Here is a 17,944-nt window from a genome sequence, read left to right as displayed (position 1 = left end):
TATCATTGTTTATGGTCATCGCCTTTCATGATTGCTGCCCGGCGAGTGCCGGTTGACCACCGGCTGAAGGGGTGTCGATAATGGGTGCCATGACAGCATTATGCTGATCCATTCCTGACACGCATCAGACGTGTCATCTCAAAAGGAGGCCGCGATGAGCGGAGCAGAATCCTTTGTTCCGACACCGCTTGTCTTTACCGATGCCGCTGCAGGCAGAGTCAGGGCGCTGATAGAAGAAGAGCGTAACCCGGCCCTGAAACTGCGCGTCTACGTAACGGGAGGCGGTTGTTCGGGCTTTCAATACGGTTTCGATGTCGCAGAGACCATCAGTGAAGACGATACCGTCATTGAAAATGGCGATGTGGCCATGGTAATCGACCCGCTGAGCTATCAATATCTGGTCGGTTCCACGGTCGATTTCGAAGCCGGCCTGGCAGGTGCCCGCTTCTTGATCAAAAACCCCAATGCCACCACGACCTGTGGCTGCGGAGCCTCCTTTACGGTGTGATGTGGCCTGCCAATATTCAGGCGCCTGTCAGCTTCTGACAGGCGCTTTTTTTATGTCTGCTATCAGCATGGTCGATTTTTTTTGGCGCTGCCCCCTGTGGATAAGAAAACGCGTCCTTTTCTCTCGCCTGCGCTACAGCCCGCCACACACACCAGTATTGCCCTCTTTTTCCGCAGCGATACCTTTCTTGATGACCATGGGGAGAAATACCTCTGAGCCCGGTTGACGAGACGGGGATAAATCGAGTTGTGGGTAACCTGCCTGTTTATGCACACCCCGTACAGAGCCTGCACAAGGGAAGCAAGCAGCTTGCCTGGGTTTCCAATCACATCGCAAATTTTTGTTTTGTAAGTGTAAAAGCAGCTTTTCCACAGAAAATGGCGTTCCCAGTAGTTACAACCACAACAGAACTTCTTATTTAAAAGACTATTTTATTAATTAAGGACTTTTCCTTTTGAAAAAATCCGTATGTGGAAAACCCTGACGCTTACTCACAGCCACGTTATAATGCGCACCATTCAATACGGCTTATCCCCAACGCCCTGCACGGGCATGTGGGTATCGACACGCGCTGATCAGTCGGGTGTCACGTTCATCTCCAATCCCTCGAGGTTCATCACGTGGATTATCCGGACCGCTTTGACGTCATTGTCATCGGTGGTGGTCATGCGGGTACCGAAGCCGCACTGGCCGCCGCTCGCATGGGCTGTCAGACCCTGCTGCTCAGTCATAACATCGAAACACTGGGACAGATGTCCTGTAATCCGGCCATCGGCGGCATCGGCAAGAGCCATCTGGTCAAGGAGATCGATGCACTCGGCGGTGCCATGGCTTTGGCCACCGATCAGGGCGGCATCCAGTTTCGAACGCTCAATTCCCGCAAGGGTCCGGCCGTACGTGCGACCCGTGTTCAGGCCGACCGCGTTCGCTACAAGGCAGCCGTTCGCCATATCCTTGAAAATCAGCCCAACCTGTCGATTTTTGCCCAGGCGGCTGATGATCTGATCGTGGAAGGCGATACGGTGCGCGGCGTGCTGACCCAGGGCGGCGTCCGTTTCATGGCCGAAACCGTGGTGCTGTGTACCGGAACCTTCCTGGGCGGCGTGATCCATATCGGCATGGAGCATCACAGTGGCGGCCGCTCTGGAGACCCGGCCTCCAATGCCCTGGCCGCGCGGCTTCGCGAGCAGCCCCTGCGGGTGGCACGTCTCAAGACCGGTACCCCGCCGCGGCTGGATGCCAGAACAGTCGATTTTTCGAAACTGGCCGAGCAGCCCGGCGATACGCCACGCCCGGTGATGTCCTACATGGGACGGCGTGACATGCACCCCGATCAGGTGAGCTGCTTCATTGCGCATACCAACGAGCGCACCCATGACATCATCCGGGCCAATCTGGACCGTTCGCCGATGTACTCGGGTGTCATCGAGGGGATCGGGCCGCGTTACTGCCCGTCGATCGAGGACAAGATTCATCGCTTTGCCGACAAGCAGAGCCATCAGGTCTTCATCGAACCGGAAGGGCTTGATACCCATGAGCTCTATCCCAACGGGATCTCCACGTCATTGCCCTTTGACGTACAACTCGAGCTGGTACGTTCGATCGAAGGGCTGGAGCGCACCCATATCGTGCGTCCGGGCTACGCCATTGAGTACGACTTCTTTGACCCACGCGATCTGAAGCACTCACTGGAAACGAAGGTCATCCATAACCTGTGGTTTGCCGGCCAGATCAACGGCACCACCGGCTATGAGGAAGCCGCCGCCCAGGGACTGCTGGCGGGTCTCAATGCGGCCCGCCGCGTCCAGGGGCTGGACGCCTGGTGGCCACGGCGTGATGAAGCCTACATCGGCGTAATGGTCGATGACCTGATCCGCATGGGCACACAGGAACCCTATCGAATGTTTACCTCGCGGGCGGAATATCGCCTGCTGCTGCGTGAGGATAACGCCGACCTGCGTCTGACCGAGACAGGCCGTCAGCTGGGGTTGGTGGACGATGCCCGCTTCGAGGCCTTCGAGCGCAAGCGCACGGCCATCGACGCCGAGCGTGAGCGTCTGGATCGGATCTGGATCCAGCCTGGCAGCGACGCGGCCAGAAGCCTTGCCGATCGAGTGGGTACCCTGTCCCGCGAACATCGTCTGAGCGATCTGCTGCGCCGGCCCGAGCTGGTCTATGACGACATCGCACCGCTGGCCGACGGAGCGCCGGAAGACCCGCTGGTGCGCGAGCAGGTACAGATTCAGGCCAAGTATCAGGGCTACATCGATCGCCAGAGCGAGGAAATCGACAAGCTCAAGCGACATGAGGCTACCCGACTGCCGGAATCACTTGAATATGATCGCATCGATGGGCTTTCCAGCGAGATCCGTCAGAAGCTCAATGTCGCTCGTCCCGAAACGCTGGCCGAGGCCGGCCGCATTCCGGGCGTCACGCCGGCGGCCATCTCAATGCTGCTGATTCATCTCAAAAAGCGTGGCAGTGCTCACAAGGTCAGGGCCGGTACGTCATGAGTACCGGTATCGAGCGTCGTCTCGATGACGGCATGATGGCCTTGAACCTGATCGTTTCACCCGAGGTTCGTGACCGCCTGCTGGCCTTTGTGTCGCTGTTGCACAAGTGGAATCGGGCCTATAACCTCACCGCCGTACGCGATATCGAGCTGATGGTGACGCGCCATCTGCTGGACAGTCTGGCAATCCTGCCCTGGATCGAGGGATCGAGGCTTCTGGATGTGGGCAGCGGTGCCGGTTTGCCCGGTATTGTGGTTGCTATCGTGCGCCCCGATATTGCCCTGACTTCGATTGACAGCAACGGCAAGAAAATCCGCTTTCAGCGCCAGGTGGCCTTCGAGCTGGGCCTTGAGAACGTCACCCCCGTGCATGATCGGGTCGAGACACTCAAGGGCGTCACGTTTGAGCAGATCACCAGCCGGGCCTTTGCCGCCCCGGCAGACTTTGTTGCCCTGACCCGTTCGCTGCTCGCTGACGGCGGTCACTGGCTGGCCATGGCAGGGCGCGTCGATGATATTGTCCTGCCCGACGACATTCGGCTGGCGCACACCTGGCCTTTGCACATTCCCGGTGAACAGGGTCAGCGTCATCTGTTGAAAATGGACATCGCCTGACAAGGCCAAGCGATCAATATACAAGGAACTCTCTCTTGACCCGGATCATTGCGCTGACCAACCAGAAGGGTGGCGTCGGCAAGACCACGACCGCCGTCAACCTGGCCGCAGCCCTGGCGTCGCTGAAAAAGCGGGTGCTGCTGGTGGATATGGACCCGCAGGGCCATGCCACCATGGGCAGCGGTATTGACAAGCACGCGCTGGCCAACGGCGGCTCGCTGGATGTACTTCTGGGGGAACTGTCAGCGTCTGATGCGTTGGTCGACTGCCCCAATGCCGGCTATCAGCTGCTGCCGGCCAATGGTGATCTCACCGCTGCCGAGGTGGACCTGCTCGAACGCGAAGGTCGTGAGCGCTGTCTGGATCGTGCCATCGAGACCGTGGCCGACCGGTTCGATGTGGTTCTGATCGACTGTCCGCCCTCGCTTAACATGCTGACCGTCAATGCCCTGACCGCCGCGCATGGTGTGTTGATCCCGCTGCAGTGCGAGTTCTATGCCCTCGAAGGCCTGTCGGCGCTGCTGGATACCGTTGAGCAGATTCGTGACAGCGTCAATCCGGCGCTGGCCCTCGACGGTATCGTCAGAACCATGTTTGATAATCGCAACAGCCTGACCCGGGATGTCAGCAAGCAGCTGTCGGACTATTTCGGTGACGATCTGCTGAAAACGGCCATCCCCCGCAACATTCGCCTGGCCGAAGCGCCCAGCCACGGGTTGCCGGTCAACCGCTACGCGCGTATGTCCCGGGGCGCGCATGCCTATCGGGTGCTGGCCAAGGAACTGATTCGCAAGCTGTCGCTGTAACCCGGTCCTGTTCGGACACACTGTCGATGATTCGACGCTCGAACGCTGATGTCCCTGACGTCAGCGTGTGTTGTTACTCCTGCATGGCCTGAACGAGGAAACTGTTCATGACGCGTAAACGCGCACTCGGAAGAGGACTGGACGCACTGATTGGCGCCGGCGCCCGGCAGCGTTCACAGACCCAGAACCCCGACGGTGGTTCTGCCGAGGCGGCAGTGACCGCATCCCCCCTGATCGATAGCCGCGAACGTCTTGAGCGCCTGCCGCTGGCGGAGCTGACCCGCGGGCGCTATCAGCCGCGTCGGGAAATGCAGCCGGAGCGCCTTGAAGAGCTGGCCGCCTCGATCCGGACCCGGGGTGTCATGCAGCCCATTGTGGTGCGTCCCCTGCCCGAAGGCAGTGCCGCCCGTTACGAGATCATTGCCGGTGAACGTCGCTGGCGTGCCGCGCAGCTGGCCGAGCTGGATGTGATTCCGGCGGTGGTGCGCGAACTGGATGATGAAACGGCACTGGCCCTGGCACTGATCGAAAACATCCAGCGTGAAGACCTCAATCCCATTGAAGAAACCATCGCGCTCAAGCGTCTGATGGATGAATTTTCCCTGACCCAGCAGCAGACGGCCGATGCCGTGGGCCGCTCGCGGGGCCAGATCGCCAATATGCTGAGACTGCTGGCCCTGGAAGAGGAGGTGCAGACGCTGCTGGAGCGGGGCGATATGGATGTCGGGCATGCCCGCGCCCTGCTGGGGCTCAAGGGCAAAAGGCAGCGTCAGGCGGCGCGTGAGGTGGTCGAGCGTGGTTTGACCGTGCGTCAGACCGAAGCGCTGGTCAAAAAATATGCTCAGGCAGCCCAGGGCAGCCAAAAGGCGCCGGCCCAGCCTTCAGGCGATGTCGGCAGTCTTGAAAATCAGCTGGCGGAATTGCTGGGAGCTCGCGTTCAGATCAGTCACGGCAAGACCGGCAAGGGCAGTTTGACAATCCGTTACACCAGTCTTGATGAGCTTGATGGCATTCTCTCGCACATCCGCTAGAGGTACGGGTGCTTAAACGCGCCTTAATTGCATGTTGTAAACTGCGACGCTTTGACACAGGATCGAGCCGCTTTTGGTGCAGATCAGCTTAAAGACCGCGATTTTCGATGCCGGTAACATTGAAGCCGCCGGGGGGGTTCCTTATAATCCGCCTGCCTGGCGTCAAGAGCCGAATATCTCGGGAATGCATAAAACCATGCAACGACACGAGCCCACGGCTCCGGCGGTGCCGGCAGCTCCGAGACGCCCTGGTATATACCGATTGTTGTTGGTGCAGCTCGGAATTGTCATTGCGGTGACCACAGCGCTGGCTTTCAAGGTGAATAACGCCGCGGCCTTATCCGCGCTGATGGGTGGGATGACAGGTGTACTGCCCAATGCGTATTTCGCCTGGCGCGCCTTCCTGTTTCGGGGAGCACGTTTCAGGCGTCAGATGATAAGCAGTTTATATCGAGCCCAGGCAGGCAAGCATTTTCTGACAATCCTGCTGTTTACTGGCATTTTTATAACGTCGCCACCGCAAGCGCCCGCATGGTTTTTTGGCACGTTTGCGCTGGTCCAGAGCGTTTACTGGTTAAGCCCCTGGCTGATCAGCAGATCCGGTTCCCTTTAAAAAACGATTCAAGGCAACGTTATGGCAGGCGACGCACCAAGCTCAACCGAGTATATCACTCACCATCTTCAGAACCTGACCTTTGGCCTGCATCCCGATAATGGCTGGTCCTTTGCTCATGGCGCAGAAGAAGCCCGAGAAATGGGATTCTGGGCCATCAATGTGGATACCATGGGATGGTCGATCGCCACCGGTCTGCTGTTTCTGTGGCTGTTTCGCTATCTTGCAAAAACAGTGACCACCGGCGTACCGACCGGGCTGCAGAATGCGCTTGAAATGGTCTTCGAGTTTTCCAACGACATCATTCGCACCAGTTTCAACGGCAAAAGCAAGCTGATCGGGCCGCTGGCGCTGACGCTGTTCTGCTGGATCTTCTTCATGAACAGCCTCAAGTGGCTGCCCATCGATCTGTTTCCGCAGATTGCCCACAAGCTGGGCATCGAATACATGCGTATTGTCCCGACCAGTGACCCCAATGCGACGCTGGGCATGGGCTTTGGCGTTTTCCTGCTGATCATTTTTTACAGCATTCGCAACAAGGGCTTTGGTGGCTTCTCGAAAGAGCTGGCGTTCAACCCCTTCAACCACTGGTCGCTGGTTCCCTTCAACCTGGTCCTTGAACTGATCGTACTGATCGTCAAGCCCATCAGTCTGGGGCTGCGTCTTTTCGGCAACATGTTTGCCGGCGAAGTCATCTTCATCATGATCTCCCTGCTGCCCTTCTGGGCCATATGGGTACTTGATGTTCCGTGGGCGATCTTCCACATCCTGGTTATCGCACTGCAGGCCTTCATCTTTGCCGTGCTGAGTGTGGTGTACATGAGCGCTGCTTTCGAAGAGCACTGAATCCAACAACAAAACCAGCTTCAAAACCCTTTTACCCCTTGTCTGAAAAAACCTGAAACAGGAGCCATTCCATGGAACTCGTCTACATTTCTGCTGCCCTTATCCTGAGCTGCGCTGCCATTGCTACCGGTATCGGTTTCGGCCTGCTCGGTGGCAAGCTGCTCGACTCTACCGCGCGCCAGCCGGAACTGGGTGACCAGCTGCAGACCAAAACCTTCATCATGGCCGGTCTGCTTGACGCTGTGCCCATGATCGGTGTGGGTATCGCGATGTACCTGATCTTCGTTGTTGCCGGTTAAGTAAACGCTGTGCGCCGGGCCCCTGGTGCTCGGTGTCGCCGTTTCCGGCCACCACGAACCCGCAGGAGGTAGATCCGCGTGAATATCAATATGACGCTTATCGGACAGATGATCGCCTTTGCGATCTTCGTCTGGTTCTGCATGAAATATGTGTGGCCTCCGATCACGCAGGCCCTCACCGAGCGTCAGCAGCGCATTCAGGAAGGTCTTGAAGAGGCCGACCGGGCACGCGCCGAGCTGCACAAGGCCAATGAACAGGCCGAAGAAACGCTGCGTGAAAGTCGTGAGGAAGCTGCACGCATTCTCGACAAGACACGTGTTCGTGCCAATCAGATGATCGAGGAAGCACGTACCGATGCCCGCGCTGAAGGCGAGCGCATGATTGCCAACGCCCGCAGCGAGATCGACAGCGAAATTCAGCAGGCCAAGGGTGAACTGCGTGCTCAGGTGGCGGCACTGGCCATTCAGGGCGCTGAACGCATTCTCGAGTCCTCCATCGATGAAAAGAAGCATCGTGAGATGGTCGATCGACTCGCTGAAGAGCTCTGAGGAAACGCCACATGTCAGACCACATCACGCAGGCACGTCCCTATGCAAGGGCCGCTTTTGAACTGGCCAGGGAAGACAGTGCGCTGGACGCCTGGTCAACGATGCTGGCCGAGGCGGCACGTCTGACCAGTGACGAGCGCATCGAACGGCTGCTCGTGGACTCGCAGCGCTCCCCGAATGACAAGGGGCAGGTATTCGTCAAGCTGCTTGACGAGCTGCTTCCTGAGCGTGGCGCCAATTTCCTGATGGTGCTGGCCCGACAGCAGCGTTTGCCCGCTCTGGCATTGCTGAGCGATCTTTTCGAGGCTGAACGCGCCGAGTTTGAAAGGCGTGTCAGCGTCGAGATCACTTCGGCCTATCCGCTGGACGAGGCACAAAAAGACAAGCTCGCACAGGCGCTCAAGCGGCGCCTGAATCGCGAAATCACGATCACCACTTCTGTGGATGAGACGCTGCTGGGCGGCGTTGTCATTCGTGCCGGCGATACCGTTATCGATGGATCGGCGCGTGGACGACTGGCACGGCTTTCCAGTGTCTTGAACCATTGAAGTCGAGGGACATGGCATGCAGCAACTGAATCCTTCCGAAATCAGCGACATCATCAAGGGCCGGATCGAGAATCTTGACCTTGATGCACAGGCGCGCAATGAAGGCACCATCGTCGGCGTCGCTGACGGCATCGTGCGCATCCACGGACTGGCCGATGCCATGTTCGGTGAGATGATCGAATTTCCCAACGACGTCTTCGGCATGGTCCTCAACCTGGAGCGCGACAGCGTCGGTGTTGTGGTACTGGGCGACTACCAGAAGCTTCAGGAAGGCATGACGGGCAAGTGCACCGGTCGCATCCTGGAAGTGCCGGTCGGTCGTGAACTGATCGGTCGTGTCGTTGATGCGCTGGGCAACGCCATTGATGGCAAGGGCGACATCAACACCACCGAGATGGACGCCGTCGAAAAGGTGGCGCCGGGCGTTATCTCTCGTCAGGGCGTCGATCAGCCGGTACAGACCGGTCTCAAGTCGATCGATGCCATGGTGCCGATCGGTCGCGGTCAGCGTGAGCTGATCATTGGTGACCGCCAGATCGGCAAGTCGGCCATTGCCATCGACGCGATCATCAACCAGAAGGGCAAGGGCATCACCTGCGTTTATGTGGCCGTTGGTCAGAAGCAGTCGACCATTGCCAACGTGGTGAGAAAGCTGGAAGAGCACGGCGCGATGGAACATACCATCATTGTCGCGGCCGGCGCTGCCGACCCCGCTGCCATGCAGTTTCTGGCGCCCTACTCCGGCTGCACCATGGGTGAATATTTCCGCGACCGTGGTGAAGACGCCCTGATCGTGTATGACGATTTGTCCAAGCAGGCCGTGGCCTATCGCCAGATTTCGCTGCTGCTGCGTCGTCCGCCGGGTCGTGAAGCCTATCCCGGTGACGTGTTCTATCTCCACTCCCGTCTGCTGGAGCGTGCTTCGCGCGTCAACGTTGATTACGTGGAAAAGTTCACCAACGGCGAAGTAACCGGCAAGACCGGCTCGCTGACGGCGCTGCCGATCATCGAAACCCAGGGCGGTGACGTGTCGGCGTTCGTTCCGACCAACGTGATCTCGATCACTGATGGTCAGATCTTTCTGGAAACCGGCCTGTTCAACTCCGGTGTCCGCCCGGCCATCAACGCGGGCCTGTCGGTCTCGCGTGTGGGCGGTGCGGCACAGACCAAGATCATCAAGAAACTGGGTGGCGGTGTGCGCCTGGCGCTGGCGCAGTATCGCGAGCTGGCAGCGTTTTCCCAGTTTGCCTCCGACCTGGATGAAGCCACGCGCAAGCAGCTTGAGCACGGTCAGCGTGTGACCGAACTCATGAAGCAGAAGCAGTATTCGCCGATGTCGATCGCTGATATGGCTGTCTCGCTCTACGCTGCCAACGAGGGATATCTCTCTGACGTACCGGTCGACAAGGTGCTGAATTTCGAACGTGATCTGCTCGATTACATGCGCACCGAACAGGGTGAGCTGATGGAGAAGATCAACAGCACCGGCGGCTACGACAACGACATTCAGCAGGGGCTGAAAAGCGGCGTTGAATCGTTCAAGTCAACGCAGAGCTATTGATGATCCGGGCCCTTCGGGGTCCGGGCGTCCTGCGCTGATTGTTTAGGAGAATATCGCTATGGCAGCCGGAAAAGAGATCAAGTCCCAGATCGGGAGCATCAAGAATACCCAGAAGATCACCAGCGCCATGGAGATGGTGGCGGCATCCAAGATGCGCCGCGCTCAGGAGCGCATGGCAGCCAGTCAGCCCTATGCCAGTCAGATCCGTCGGGTAGTCAGCCATATCAGTCAGGCCAATCCGGAATACCGCCACGATTACCAGATCGAGCGTGAGGTCAAGCGTATCGGCTATATCGTGGTGACCTCGGATCGCGGACTGTGTGGCGGCCTGAACAGTAACCTGTTTCGGCGTGTACTACGGGAAGTGAGGCAATGGCGTGACAAGGGCGTCAGCGTGGCCTTTTGCGCACTGGGCACCAAGGGCAGTGTCTTCTTTCGCAAATATGGCGGTGATCTACTGGCGGCCACCCGTAATCTGGGCGATGCGCCTGAAGCGAACGAGCTGATCGGCAGCGTCAATGTCATGCTGGAAGCCTTCGACAATGGCGAGATCGATCGACTGGATCTGGTGTACAACGAGTTCGTCAACACCATGAGCCAGAAGCCGACCGTGCGTCAGCTGTTGCCGCTGCCTGAAGAGATGGAGCAAAAATCTTCGTCTTCAGGTGCGGAAAGTGCCACCTCGAAAGGCGGCTGGGGCTATACCTACGAGCCGGACGCTCAAAGCCTGCTCGACAGGCTGCTGGTGCGCTACGTCGAGTCGCAGGTCTACCAGGCCGTGGTGGAAAACATTGCCAGCGAGCAGGCCGCTCGCATGATTGCGATGAAAAACGCCACTGATAACGCCGGTGACATCATTGATGACCTGCAGCTTCAGTACAACAAGGCGCGTCAGGCAGCCATCACCCAGGAAATTTCCGAGATTGTGGGTGGTGCCGCTGCGGTCTAGGTCGGCCCGTCGGACAGTTATTTACAGGTTCAAGAGGAATCAGGATGAGCGGACGTATCGTACAAATCATCGGTGCGGTGATTGACGTCGAGTTTGACCGCAGCGAGGTCCCTCACGTTTATGACGCCATGAACGTGGAAGAGACCGGCACCGTACTCGAAGTTCAGCAGCAGCTGGGTGACGGCATCGTGCGTGCCATCGCCATGGGCTCGACCGAAGGGCTCAAGCGCGGCATGACCGTGGCCGGCACCGGCGCACCCATTTCGGTCCCCGTGGGTGAAAAGACCCTGGGCCGTATCATGAACGTGCTGGGGGAACCGATCGACGAAGCCGGCCCGATCGGTGAAGACAAGCGCAGCCCGATTCACCGTGCCGCGCCGAGTTTTGCAGACCAGGCCGCTTCCAGCGAGCTGCTGGAAACCGGCATCAAGGTCATCGACCTGATCTGCCCGTTCGCCAAGGGCGGCAAGGTCGGTCTGTTCGGTGGTGCCGGGGTTGGCAAGACCGTCAACATGATGGAGCTGATCCGTAACATCGCCACCGAGCACTCCGGTTATTCGGTCTTTACCGGTGTGGGTGAGCGTACGCGTGAAGGGAACGACTTCTATTACGAAATGAAGGAGTCCAACGTTCTCGACAAGGTATCGCTGGTCTACGGTCAGATGAACGAGCCGCCGGGCAACCGTCTGCGCGTGGCATTGACCGGCCTGACGATTGCCGAACAGTTCCGTGACGAAGGTCGTGATGTTCTGCTGTTTGTCGACAACATCTACCGCTACACGCTGGCAGGGACCGAGGTATCGGCACTGCTGGGTCGTATGCCGTCCGCCGTGGGCTATCAGCCGACACTGGCTGAAGAGATGGGCATGCTGCAGGAGCGCATTACCTCGACCAAAACCGGCTCGATTACTTCCGTCCAGGCCGTCTACGTGCCTGCGGATGACCTGACCGACCCGTCTCCGGCCACCACTTTTGCGCACCTGGATGCCACGGTCGTACTGGCGCGTTCGATCGCCGAGCTCGGGATTTACCCGGCCATCGACCCGCTGGACTCCACCTCGCGTCAGCTTGATCCGCTGGTCGTGGGTGAAGAGCACTACAATGTGGCTCGCGGTGTGCAGAACGTGCTGCAGCGCTACAAGGAGCTCAAGGACATCATTGCCATTCTGGGCATGGATGAGCTTTCCGACGAAGACAAGCAGACTGTATCGCGGGCGCGCAAGATCCAGCGCTTTTTGTCGCAGCCCTTCTTCGTGGCGGAAATCTTTACCGGCGCACCCGGCAAGTACGTGTCGCTCAAGGAAACCATCCGCGCCTTCCAGGGCATTCTCAACGGCGACTACGACCATATGCCCGAACAGGCGTTTTACATGGTCGGCACGATCGACGAAGCGATCGAGAAAGCCGACAGCATGTAAGGAGGGGCGCTCATGGCGACCATGCAATGCAGTATCGTCAGTGCGGAGCGTAATATCTTCGCCGGCGAAGTAGAACGCGTTGTGGCGATCAGCGTGCTTGGCGAGATGGGGATTCTGCGCGGGCATGAGCCGACGCTGACCGAGCTGAAGCCGGGCCCGGTCCGGATTGTCCATGAAGGGGGCGAAGAAGAGGTTTTCTACGTCTCCAGTGGTTTTCTGGAAGTTCAGCCGAACATGGTCATCGTGCTGGCCGACAGCGCTGACCGCGCCCGCGATCTGGATGCCGCCGAAGCCGAAAAGGCGCGCGATGAAGCGCGCCGTGCCCTGCAGGGCAAAACGGGTGAGATGGATTACCAGCAGGCGCTGGCCGAGATCGAAGCGGCCACCGCCCGACTGCGGACCCTGTCCCAGCTGCGCAATCGTCGCGGCAACCAGTAAACTCGGGAGAAACCGTCTCGAGCAGCATTGTCGCATCATGGTCACAAGCCATGGATGCGTTTTACCGGCGGCCTTCGGGCCGCCTTTTTTGTAACTGCCATGCGCATCTGAACCAATCCGATTAATTCATGCCCTGATACACTATCAGCCACAGGAGTGATCAGGCATGACAGAGCATGTCATCTGTTGGGTGCATGATCGGTGATCATTTTTCATTCAGCGCGGGGGAGAGTCTTCTTTCATGTCCATTGATGTCGTGATTCTGGCTGCCGGTCAGGGCAGTCGCATGCGTTCGCAAAAGCCCAAGGTACTGCACGAACTGGCCGGCAAACCCATGGTGCGTCATGTCATCGAGTCAGCCATGGAGGCTTTCTCGTCACCGCGGCTGCACGTCGTTGTGGGACACGGTGCCGAACAGGTACAAAACGCGCTGTCCGATCTGCCCATCAGTTTTGCCCATCAGCTCGAACAGCGCGGTACAGGCCACGCCGTGGCGCAGACGCTCGAGTCGCTGGGCAACGGTCCGGTCGTGGTCCTTTATGGTGATGTGCCGATGATTCAGGCGCAGACGCTGAGCGCTCTGGTGGAGCGGGTCGACGAGCAGCACATGGCGCTGTTGACCGTGACCATGGCCAATCCGCACGGCTACGGACGCATCGTGCGCAATGGCCAGGGCCAGGCCGTGGCCATTGTCGAACAAAAGGATGCTACCTCCGAACAGCTCGAGATCGGTGAGTGCAATACCGGCATTCTGGCCGCCACCGGCGATCAACTGCGGCGCTGGCTGCCGGCGCTCTCCAGTGACAATGCCCAGGGCGAGTACTACCTGACCGACATCATTGCCATGGCGGCGAGCGAAGGGGTCGAAGTGGCCACGGCCGAGCCGGCGCTGGTCAGTGAAGTGCAGGGCGTCAATGACCGGGTGCAGCTGGCCGCGCTGGAGCGTATTCATCAGTCCCGCGAGGCAGAGCGGCTTATGCGCGAAGGTGCAAGCCTGGCCGACCCGAAGCGATTGGACGTGCGCGGCGAGCTGAGCGTGGGCCAGGACGTCTTCATCGACGTGGGCTGCATTTTCGAAGGCCGGGTGCATCTGGGCGATGGTGTCCACGTCGGCCCCTACAGCATCGTCCGCGATGCCAGCATCGGCAACGCCACTCGTATCGAGGCCCACAGCATGATCGAGGGCAGCGAAACGGCGGGCGATAACGCCATCGGTCCCTTTGCGCGCCTGCGCCCGGGCACGCGTCTTGAAAGAAAGGCGCGCATCGGCAATTTTGTCGAAACCAAAAAGGCACACGTGGGCGAAGGCAGCAAGATCAATCATTTGAGCTATATCGGTGACGCGACGCTGGGCCGTGGCGTCAACATTGGTGCCGGCACCATTACCTGCAACTACGATGGCGTCAACAAGCACCGCACCGAGATCGGCCATGACGTCTTTATTGGCTCCAACTCGGCGCTGGTCGCGCCGATCGTGATTGGCGATGGCGCCACCGTAGCGGCCGGTTCCACCGTGACCGACACGGTGGATGATCGCGAGCTGGCCATCGGCCGCGCCCGTCAGATCAACAAGCAGGGCTGGACACCGCCGCACCGCAAGTAATCCTGAAGGGTGATGGGGCGAAAGCCTCTGCCGGGCGCCGCACTGTTGTGTGGCGCCATTTTTTTGGCCCTGATATGTGCCCTTGTGAACGTATTCGACTTAAGGCGCATATTTTTGTGCCAAAAGCGCTGCATTGGCTTGACCTCGCCACCGTTATGGTTTTTCATTCGAAACACAAAATCTTTCGCATCGAAAGATATAGGTTTCAATCCACGGATATCCCCGCTTCCATGAGTCGACGTCAGACACCCCAGCGCCGGGAGGCCATTCTTGATCTGCTGGCCGCGCGCGGCGAGGTGGCCGTCGAGACACTGGCGCGACATTTCGAGACCTCGAGTGTGACCATCCGCAAGGATCTGGCCACCCTCGAAGGGGCCGGCCATCTGATTCGACGCCACGGGGGCGCCACGCTGGTGCCGCGTGAAGGCGACCAGGGGCGTCACCGCGTTTCACCCATCAAGCAGGCGCTGGCACGGGCGGCGAGCGAACGCATTGCGGATCATGCGCGGCTGATCATCGATAGCGGTAGCACCACCAGCGCGTTGATACCGACGCTGGCACACCGTACCGGGCTGGTCGTCATGACCAATTCACTGGGGGTGGCCGGGGCACTTCAGGCGCTGGATATGCCCCCTGCCCTTTTGATGACCGGCGGCACATGGGACCCGCACTCGGCCTCGTTTCAGGGTCGGGTGGCCGAGACCGTGCTACGGGCCTACGACTTCGATCAGCTTTTTATCGGTGCCGATGGTATCGATCTGGCGCGCGGCACGACCACCTTCAACGAACTGATCGGCCTGTCACGGGTGATGGCCGAGGTGGCGCGTGAAGTCGTGGTGATGGTGGAGTCCGACAAGATTGGCCGGCGCATTCCCAATCTTGAGCTCGGCTGGGCGCAGATTGATGTATTGATTACCGATGACGGGCTGGATGACACCAGCCGTCAACGGATCCAGGACCAGGGCGTCGTGCTGATCTGTGTCAGCACGCAGACGTCGTGACACCGCCGGTTGTCGATTGATCCGGCATCCGGGGTGATATCCCATTTTTGGCATTTCAGGAGAGACAAACCATGTGTGGCATTGTAGGCGCGGTCGCTGACCGTCAGGTACAGAACATTCTGCTTGAGGGACTCAAGCGTCTTGAGTATCGCGGCTATGACAGCGCCGGTATGGCCGTGCTGTCCGCCGATGCACGACTGTCACGCCAGCGTGCGGTCGGCAAGGTCGCTGCCCTTGAAGAAAAGCTGCAGGCCAGCGGTCTGCGCGGACATGTCGGCATTGCCCACACGCGCTGGGCCACGCACGGTCGTCCGACTGAAAACAATGCTCACCCCCATCAGTCCGGCGACAGCCTGGCGGTGGTACACAACGGCATCATCGAGAACTACGAAACCCTCAAGGCCGAGCTGGAAGGTCAGGGCTACGTTTTTCTGTCAGAGACCGACACTGAAGTCATCGCGCATCTGATGTCGCGTGAAGTCTCGCGTCATGACGATCTGCTGTCTGCCTTTCAGCACGTGGTCGACATGCTCGACGGCGCCTACGCGCTGGCCGTGACCCATGCCGACTACCCCGACCAGATCGTGGGCGCGCGCAAGGGCAGCCCGCTGGTCGTGGGTGTGGGTATCGATGAAGCCTTCCTGGCGTCTGACCCGCTGGCCCTGCTGCAGGTCACCGACCGCTTCATCTATCTGCAGGAAGGCGATGTCGCACGTCTGACGGTCGGTGGCGGTATCGAGATCTTCAACGCCGGTCAGAGCGTCGAGCGTCCCAGTGCCATCTTTGAGCACGGTGACGGTGCCATCTCGCGCGGTGACTATCGTCACTTCATGCTCAAGGAAATCCACGAGCAGTCCCGGGTCATTGCCAATACCCTGGAAGGCCGCCTCGGGGATCGTCATGTGTTCACCCGCATTCTGGGCGCCGAAGCCGACGACCTGCTCGACCGGGTCAAAAACATTCAGATCATCGCCTGTGGTACCAGCTACCACGCCGGCATGGTCGCGCGTTACTGGCTGGAAAAGCTGGCGGGCGTGCCCACTCAGGTCGAAGTGGCCTCCGAATATCGCTATCGCGAAGTGGTCGTGCCCGATGGCACGCTGTTCGTGACGCTGTCTCAGTCCGGTGAGACGGCCGATACGCTGGCTGCCCTGCGCTACGCCTCTCAAAAGGGTGGCTATCTGGCAAGCCTTGCGATCTGCAACGTGCCGGGTAGCTCGCTGGTACGGGAATCCGATCTGACCCTGATGACCCAGGCCGGCCCCGAAATCGGCGTGGCCTCCACCAAGGCGTTTACCACCCAGCTGGTGGCCCTGCTGCTGCTGACCCTGGCCCTGCGCCACGTTCGTCAGGGTGATGATGAGGTGCAGGCCCGTCTGGTCAATGCCCTGCGCGAACTGCCGCGCCTGATCACCCGTGGTCTGGCGCTGGACAGTGCCATCGAGACGATGTCGGCGGCCTTTGCCGAGAAGCATCACGCGCTGTTTCTGGGCCGTGGCACCATGTTCCCGATCGCGCTGGAAGGGGCGCTCAAGCTCAAGGAAATCTCCTATATCCACGCCGAGGCCTACCCGGCCGGTGAGCTCAAGCACGGTCCGCTGGCGCTGGTCGACAGCGACATGCCGGTCATCGCGGTAGCCCCCAACGACGAACTGCTGGAAAAGCTCAAGTCCAACCTGCAGGAAGTTCGTGCCCGCGGCGGCGAGCTGTTCGTCTTTGCCGACGAACATGTCTCGATCAATGAAAGCGAAGGCGTCCATGTGTTGCGCATGCCGGCCGTCGATGACGTGATCGCACCGATTCTCTACACCCTGCCGCTGCAGCTGCTCTCCTATCACGTGGCCGTGCTCAAGGGCACCGATGTGGACCAGCCGCGTAACCTGGCCAAGAGTGTGACGGTGGAATAACCCCTGCGCCTATAGGGTGTCTTGCGCCCTGCTGATTCGGGTATCGATGATGTGATCGATACCCGTTTTTTTGGAAGGGCCTTTCTGGTTCTGAAGCGCTCTTTTGGTTTTGTTTTTGAAGAGCTTCTAAGGTTCTGCCGGTCATGACCGCTTGCCGAGCACGCCTGGACGTCATTTTTTGATTCAATTATAATTAAGTCAGTATTTTTTTTTGTTATAACCGTTATCATTTACACTGCTGATGCGCCCTCTGAAAAGCCATCGCTCAATGTCTGTCCATTCCCGTTCATGATTTTCGATACCGCGATTGCGGTATCGTGTACGTTATGCCGGGAGTCGGCACATAAAAATCTGCCCAAGGGAAGGGAACTCGCCATGTCTTCCATGCGATCCTCAAATCCAGGCGCCATGGTCGTGCTTATCGCTTCAGCGGTGGGCATTGCCATTGCACTTTATGCCTATCTCACACCGCTGACCGGCGTGAACGGTACGCTTGGCGCACTGGTGGTCATCGTGACCTGCGCCATTCTTGTCGCCCTCGGGCTCGGGCTTGCCCTGTGCCATGGGCGCGGTTTACACAACCTGCTTCGGGTTGTGGTCTTCGCCTTTATTGTCGGTACTGCCTTTGCTGCCCTGCTGCTGCATCTGTGGTGGCTGGCCATTGCCATGGCTGTCGCACTGGTCGGATTGATGATCGATATTTTCCGCCCCTCGCCCGCTCACCGCACGACTTCATGAGG

Annotated in this window: 18 protein-coding genes; all 18 read left to right on the top strand. The window is 59.1% G+C overall.

Features of this window, described 5'->3' with window-relative positions:
- Positions 1-154 precede the first annotated feature (154 nt).
- The gene (gene erpA, locus Q0931_RS04410; protein ID WP_108841194.1) at positions 155-508 is read left to right on the top strand and encodes an iron-sulfur cluster insertion protein ErpA; all 354 of its coding nucleotides are present in this window, start codon (positions 155-157) and stop codon (positions 506-508) included.
- A 620-nt stretch (positions 509-1,128) separates the two neighbouring features.
- Entirely contained in the window at positions 1,129-3,021 is a 1,893-nt protein-coding gene (gene mnmG / locus Q0931_RS04405; protein ID WP_299257667.1) for a tRNA uridine-5-carboxymethylaminomethyl(34) synthesis enzyme MnmG, read from the top strand.
- On the top strand, positions 3,018-3,635 hold the full coding sequence (rsmG, locus tag Q0931_RS04400; protein WP_299257665.1) for a 16S rRNA (guanine(527)-N(7))-methyltransferase RsmG: 618 nt from the start codon (positions 3,018-3,020) through the stop codon (positions 3,633-3,635). The genes mnmG and rsmG overlap by 4 nt, the downstream gene beginning before the upstream one ends.
- A 35-nt stretch (positions 3,636-3,670) precedes the next feature.
- A complete protein-coding gene (locus Q0931_RS04395; RefSeq protein ID WP_299257663.1) occupies positions 3,671-4,441 on the top strand; it encodes a ParA family protein in 771 nt (256 codons plus the stop codon).
- A gap of 107 nt (positions 4,442-4,548) precedes the next feature.
- Entirely contained in the window at positions 4,549-5,472 is a 924-nt protein-coding gene (locus Q0931_RS04390; RefSeq protein ID WP_299257661.1) for a ParB/RepB/Spo0J family partition protein, read from the top strand.
- A gap of 76 nt (positions 5,473-5,548) precedes the next feature.
- Positions 5,549-6,085, top strand: a complete 537-nt coding sequence (locus tag Q0931_RS04385) for an ATP synthase subunit I (RefSeq protein ID WP_299257659.1) — start codon at positions 5,549-5,551, stop codon at positions 6,083-6,085.
- Positions 6,086-6,106: 21 nt separating this feature from the next.
- Positions 6,107-6,931 (top strand): F0F1 ATP synthase subunit A, encoded by an 825-nt coding sequence (gene atpB / locus Q0931_RS04380; protein WP_299257657.1) that lies wholly within the window; start codon positions 6,107-6,109, stop codon positions 6,929-6,931.
- Positions 6,932-7,002: 71 nt separating this feature from the next.
- A complete protein-coding gene (gene atpE, locus Q0931_RS04375) occupies positions 7,003-7,230 on the top strand; it encodes a F0F1 ATP synthase subunit C (protein ID WP_299257655.1) in 228 nt (75 codons plus the stop codon).
- A 78-nt stretch (positions 7,231-7,308) separates the two neighbouring features.
- Positions 7,309-7,779 carry a F0F1 ATP synthase subunit B gene (locus tag Q0931_RS04370; protein WP_299257653.1) on the top strand — a complete coding sequence of 157 codons (471 nt, stop codon included), beginning with the start codon at positions 7,309-7,311 and terminating at the stop codon, positions 7,777-7,779.
- Positions 7,780-7,790: 11 nt separating this feature from the next.
- The gene (locus Q0931_RS04365; RefSeq protein ID WP_299257651.1) at positions 7,791-8,327 is read left to right on the top strand and encodes a F0F1 ATP synthase subunit delta; all 537 of its coding nucleotides are present in this window, start codon (positions 7,791-7,793) and stop codon (positions 8,325-8,327) included.
- A gap of 16 nt (positions 8,328-8,343) precedes the next feature.
- On the top strand, positions 8,344-9,888 hold the full coding sequence (gene atpA / locus Q0931_RS04360) for a F0F1 ATP synthase subunit alpha (RefSeq protein ID WP_299257649.1): 1,545 nt from the start codon (positions 8,344-8,346) through the stop codon (positions 9,886-9,888).
- 58 nt (positions 9,889-9,946) lie between these two features.
- On the top strand, positions 9,947-10,837 hold the full coding sequence (atpG, locus tag Q0931_RS04355) for a F0F1 ATP synthase subunit gamma (RefSeq protein ID WP_299257647.1): 891 nt from the start codon (positions 9,947-9,949) through the stop codon (positions 10,835-10,837).
- Between the two features lie 44 nt (positions 10,838-10,881).
- Entirely contained in the window at positions 10,882-12,255 is a 1,374-nt protein-coding gene (atpD, locus tag Q0931_RS04350; protein ID WP_299257646.1) for a F0F1 ATP synthase subunit beta, read from the top strand.
- Positions 12,256-12,267: 12 nt separating this feature from the next.
- Positions 12,268-12,693: a F0F1 ATP synthase subunit epsilon gene (locus tag Q0931_RS04345; RefSeq protein WP_299257645.1), complete on the top strand. Its 426-nt coding sequence runs from the start codon at positions 12,268-12,270 to the stop codon at positions 12,691-12,693.
- 241 nt (positions 12,694-12,934) lie between these two features.
- A complete protein-coding gene (gene glmU / locus Q0931_RS04340) occupies positions 12,935-14,296 on the top strand; it encodes a bifunctional UDP-N-acetylglucosamine diphosphorylase/glucosamine-1-phosphate N-acetyltransferase GlmU (protein WP_299257644.1) in 1,362 nt (453 codons plus the stop codon).
- Positions 14,297-14,526: 230 nt separating this feature from the next.
- On the top strand, positions 14,527-15,297 hold the full coding sequence (locus tag Q0931_RS04335; protein WP_299257643.1) for a DeoR/GlpR family DNA-binding transcription regulator: 771 nt from the start codon (positions 14,527-14,529) through the stop codon (positions 15,295-15,297).
- A 71-nt stretch (positions 15,298-15,368) separates the two neighbouring features.
- Positions 15,369-17,204: a glutamine--fructose-6-phosphate transaminase (isomerizing) gene (glmS, locus tag Q0931_RS04330; protein ID WP_299257642.1), complete on the top strand. Its 1,836-nt coding sequence runs from the start codon at positions 15,369-15,371 to the stop codon at positions 17,202-17,204.
- A 375-nt stretch (positions 17,205-17,579) separates the two neighbouring features.
- Positions 17,580-17,942: a hypothetical protein gene (locus Q0931_RS04325; RefSeq protein WP_299257640.1), complete on the top strand. Its 363-nt coding sequence runs from the start codon at positions 17,580-17,582 to the stop codon at positions 17,940-17,942.
- Positions 17,943-17,944: the final 2 nt, after the last annotated feature.

The organism is uncultured Kushneria sp. (genome assembly GCF_947497025.1).
Lineage (GTDB): Bacteria > Pseudomonadota > Gammaproteobacteria > Pseudomonadales > Halomonadaceae > Kushneria.
Note: the sequence above shows the minus strand (reverse complement) of the source record. Positions and strands in the feature narration are given on the sequence as shown.

Bases quoted from the DNA above. Each gene is read 5' to 3' on its own strand.
- erpA (WP_108841194.1), top strand. From the start codon at position 155: ATGAGCGGAGCAGAATCCTTTGTTCCGACACCGCTTGTCTTTACCGAT.
- rsmG (WP_299257665.1), top strand. From the start codon at position 3,018: ATGAGTACCGGTATCGAGCGTCGTCTCGATGACGGCATGATGGCCTTG.
- Q0931_RS04390 (WP_299257661.1), top strand. From the start codon at position 4,549: ATGACGCGTAAACGCGCACTCGGAAGAGGACTGGACGCACTGATTGGC.
- atpB (WP_299257657.1), top strand. From the start codon at position 6,107: ATGGCAGGCGACGCACCAAGCTCAACCGAGTATATCACTCACCATCTT.
- atpE (WP_299257655.1), top strand. From the start codon at position 7,003: ATGGAACTCGTCTACATTTCTGCTGCCCTTATCCTGAGCTGCGCTGCC.
- Q0931_RS04365 (WP_299257651.1), top strand. From the start codon at position 7,791: ATGTCAGACCACATCACGCAGGCACGTCCCTATGCAAGGGCCGCTTTT.
- atpA (WP_299257649.1), top strand. From the start codon at position 8,344: ATGCAGCAACTGAATCCTTCCGAAATCAGCGACATCATCAAGGGCCGG.
- atpG (WP_299257647.1), top strand. From the start codon at position 9,947: ATGGCAGCCGGAAAAGAGATCAAGTCCCAGATCGGGAGCATCAAGAAT.
- atpD (WP_299257646.1), top strand. From the start codon at position 10,882: ATGAGCGGACGTATCGTACAAATCATCGGTGCGGTGATTGACGTCGAG.
- Q0931_RS04345 (WP_299257645.1), top strand. From the start codon at position 12,268: ATGGCGACCATGCAATGCAGTATCGTCAGTGCGGAGCGTAATATCTTC.
- glmU (WP_299257644.1), top strand. From the start codon at position 12,935: ATGTCCATTGATGTCGTGATTCTGGCTGCCGGTCAGGGCAGTCGCATG.
- Q0931_RS04335 (WP_299257643.1), top strand. From the start codon at position 14,527: ATGAGTCGACGTCAGACACCCCAGCGCCGGGAGGCCATTCTTGATCTG.
- glmS (WP_299257642.1), top strand. From the start codon at position 15,369: ATGTGTGGCATTGTAGGCGCGGTCGCTGACCGTCAGGTACAGAACATT.
- Q0931_RS04325 (WP_299257640.1), top strand. From the start codon at position 17,580: ATGTCTTCCATGCGATCCTCAAATCCAGGCGCCATGGTCGTGCTTATC.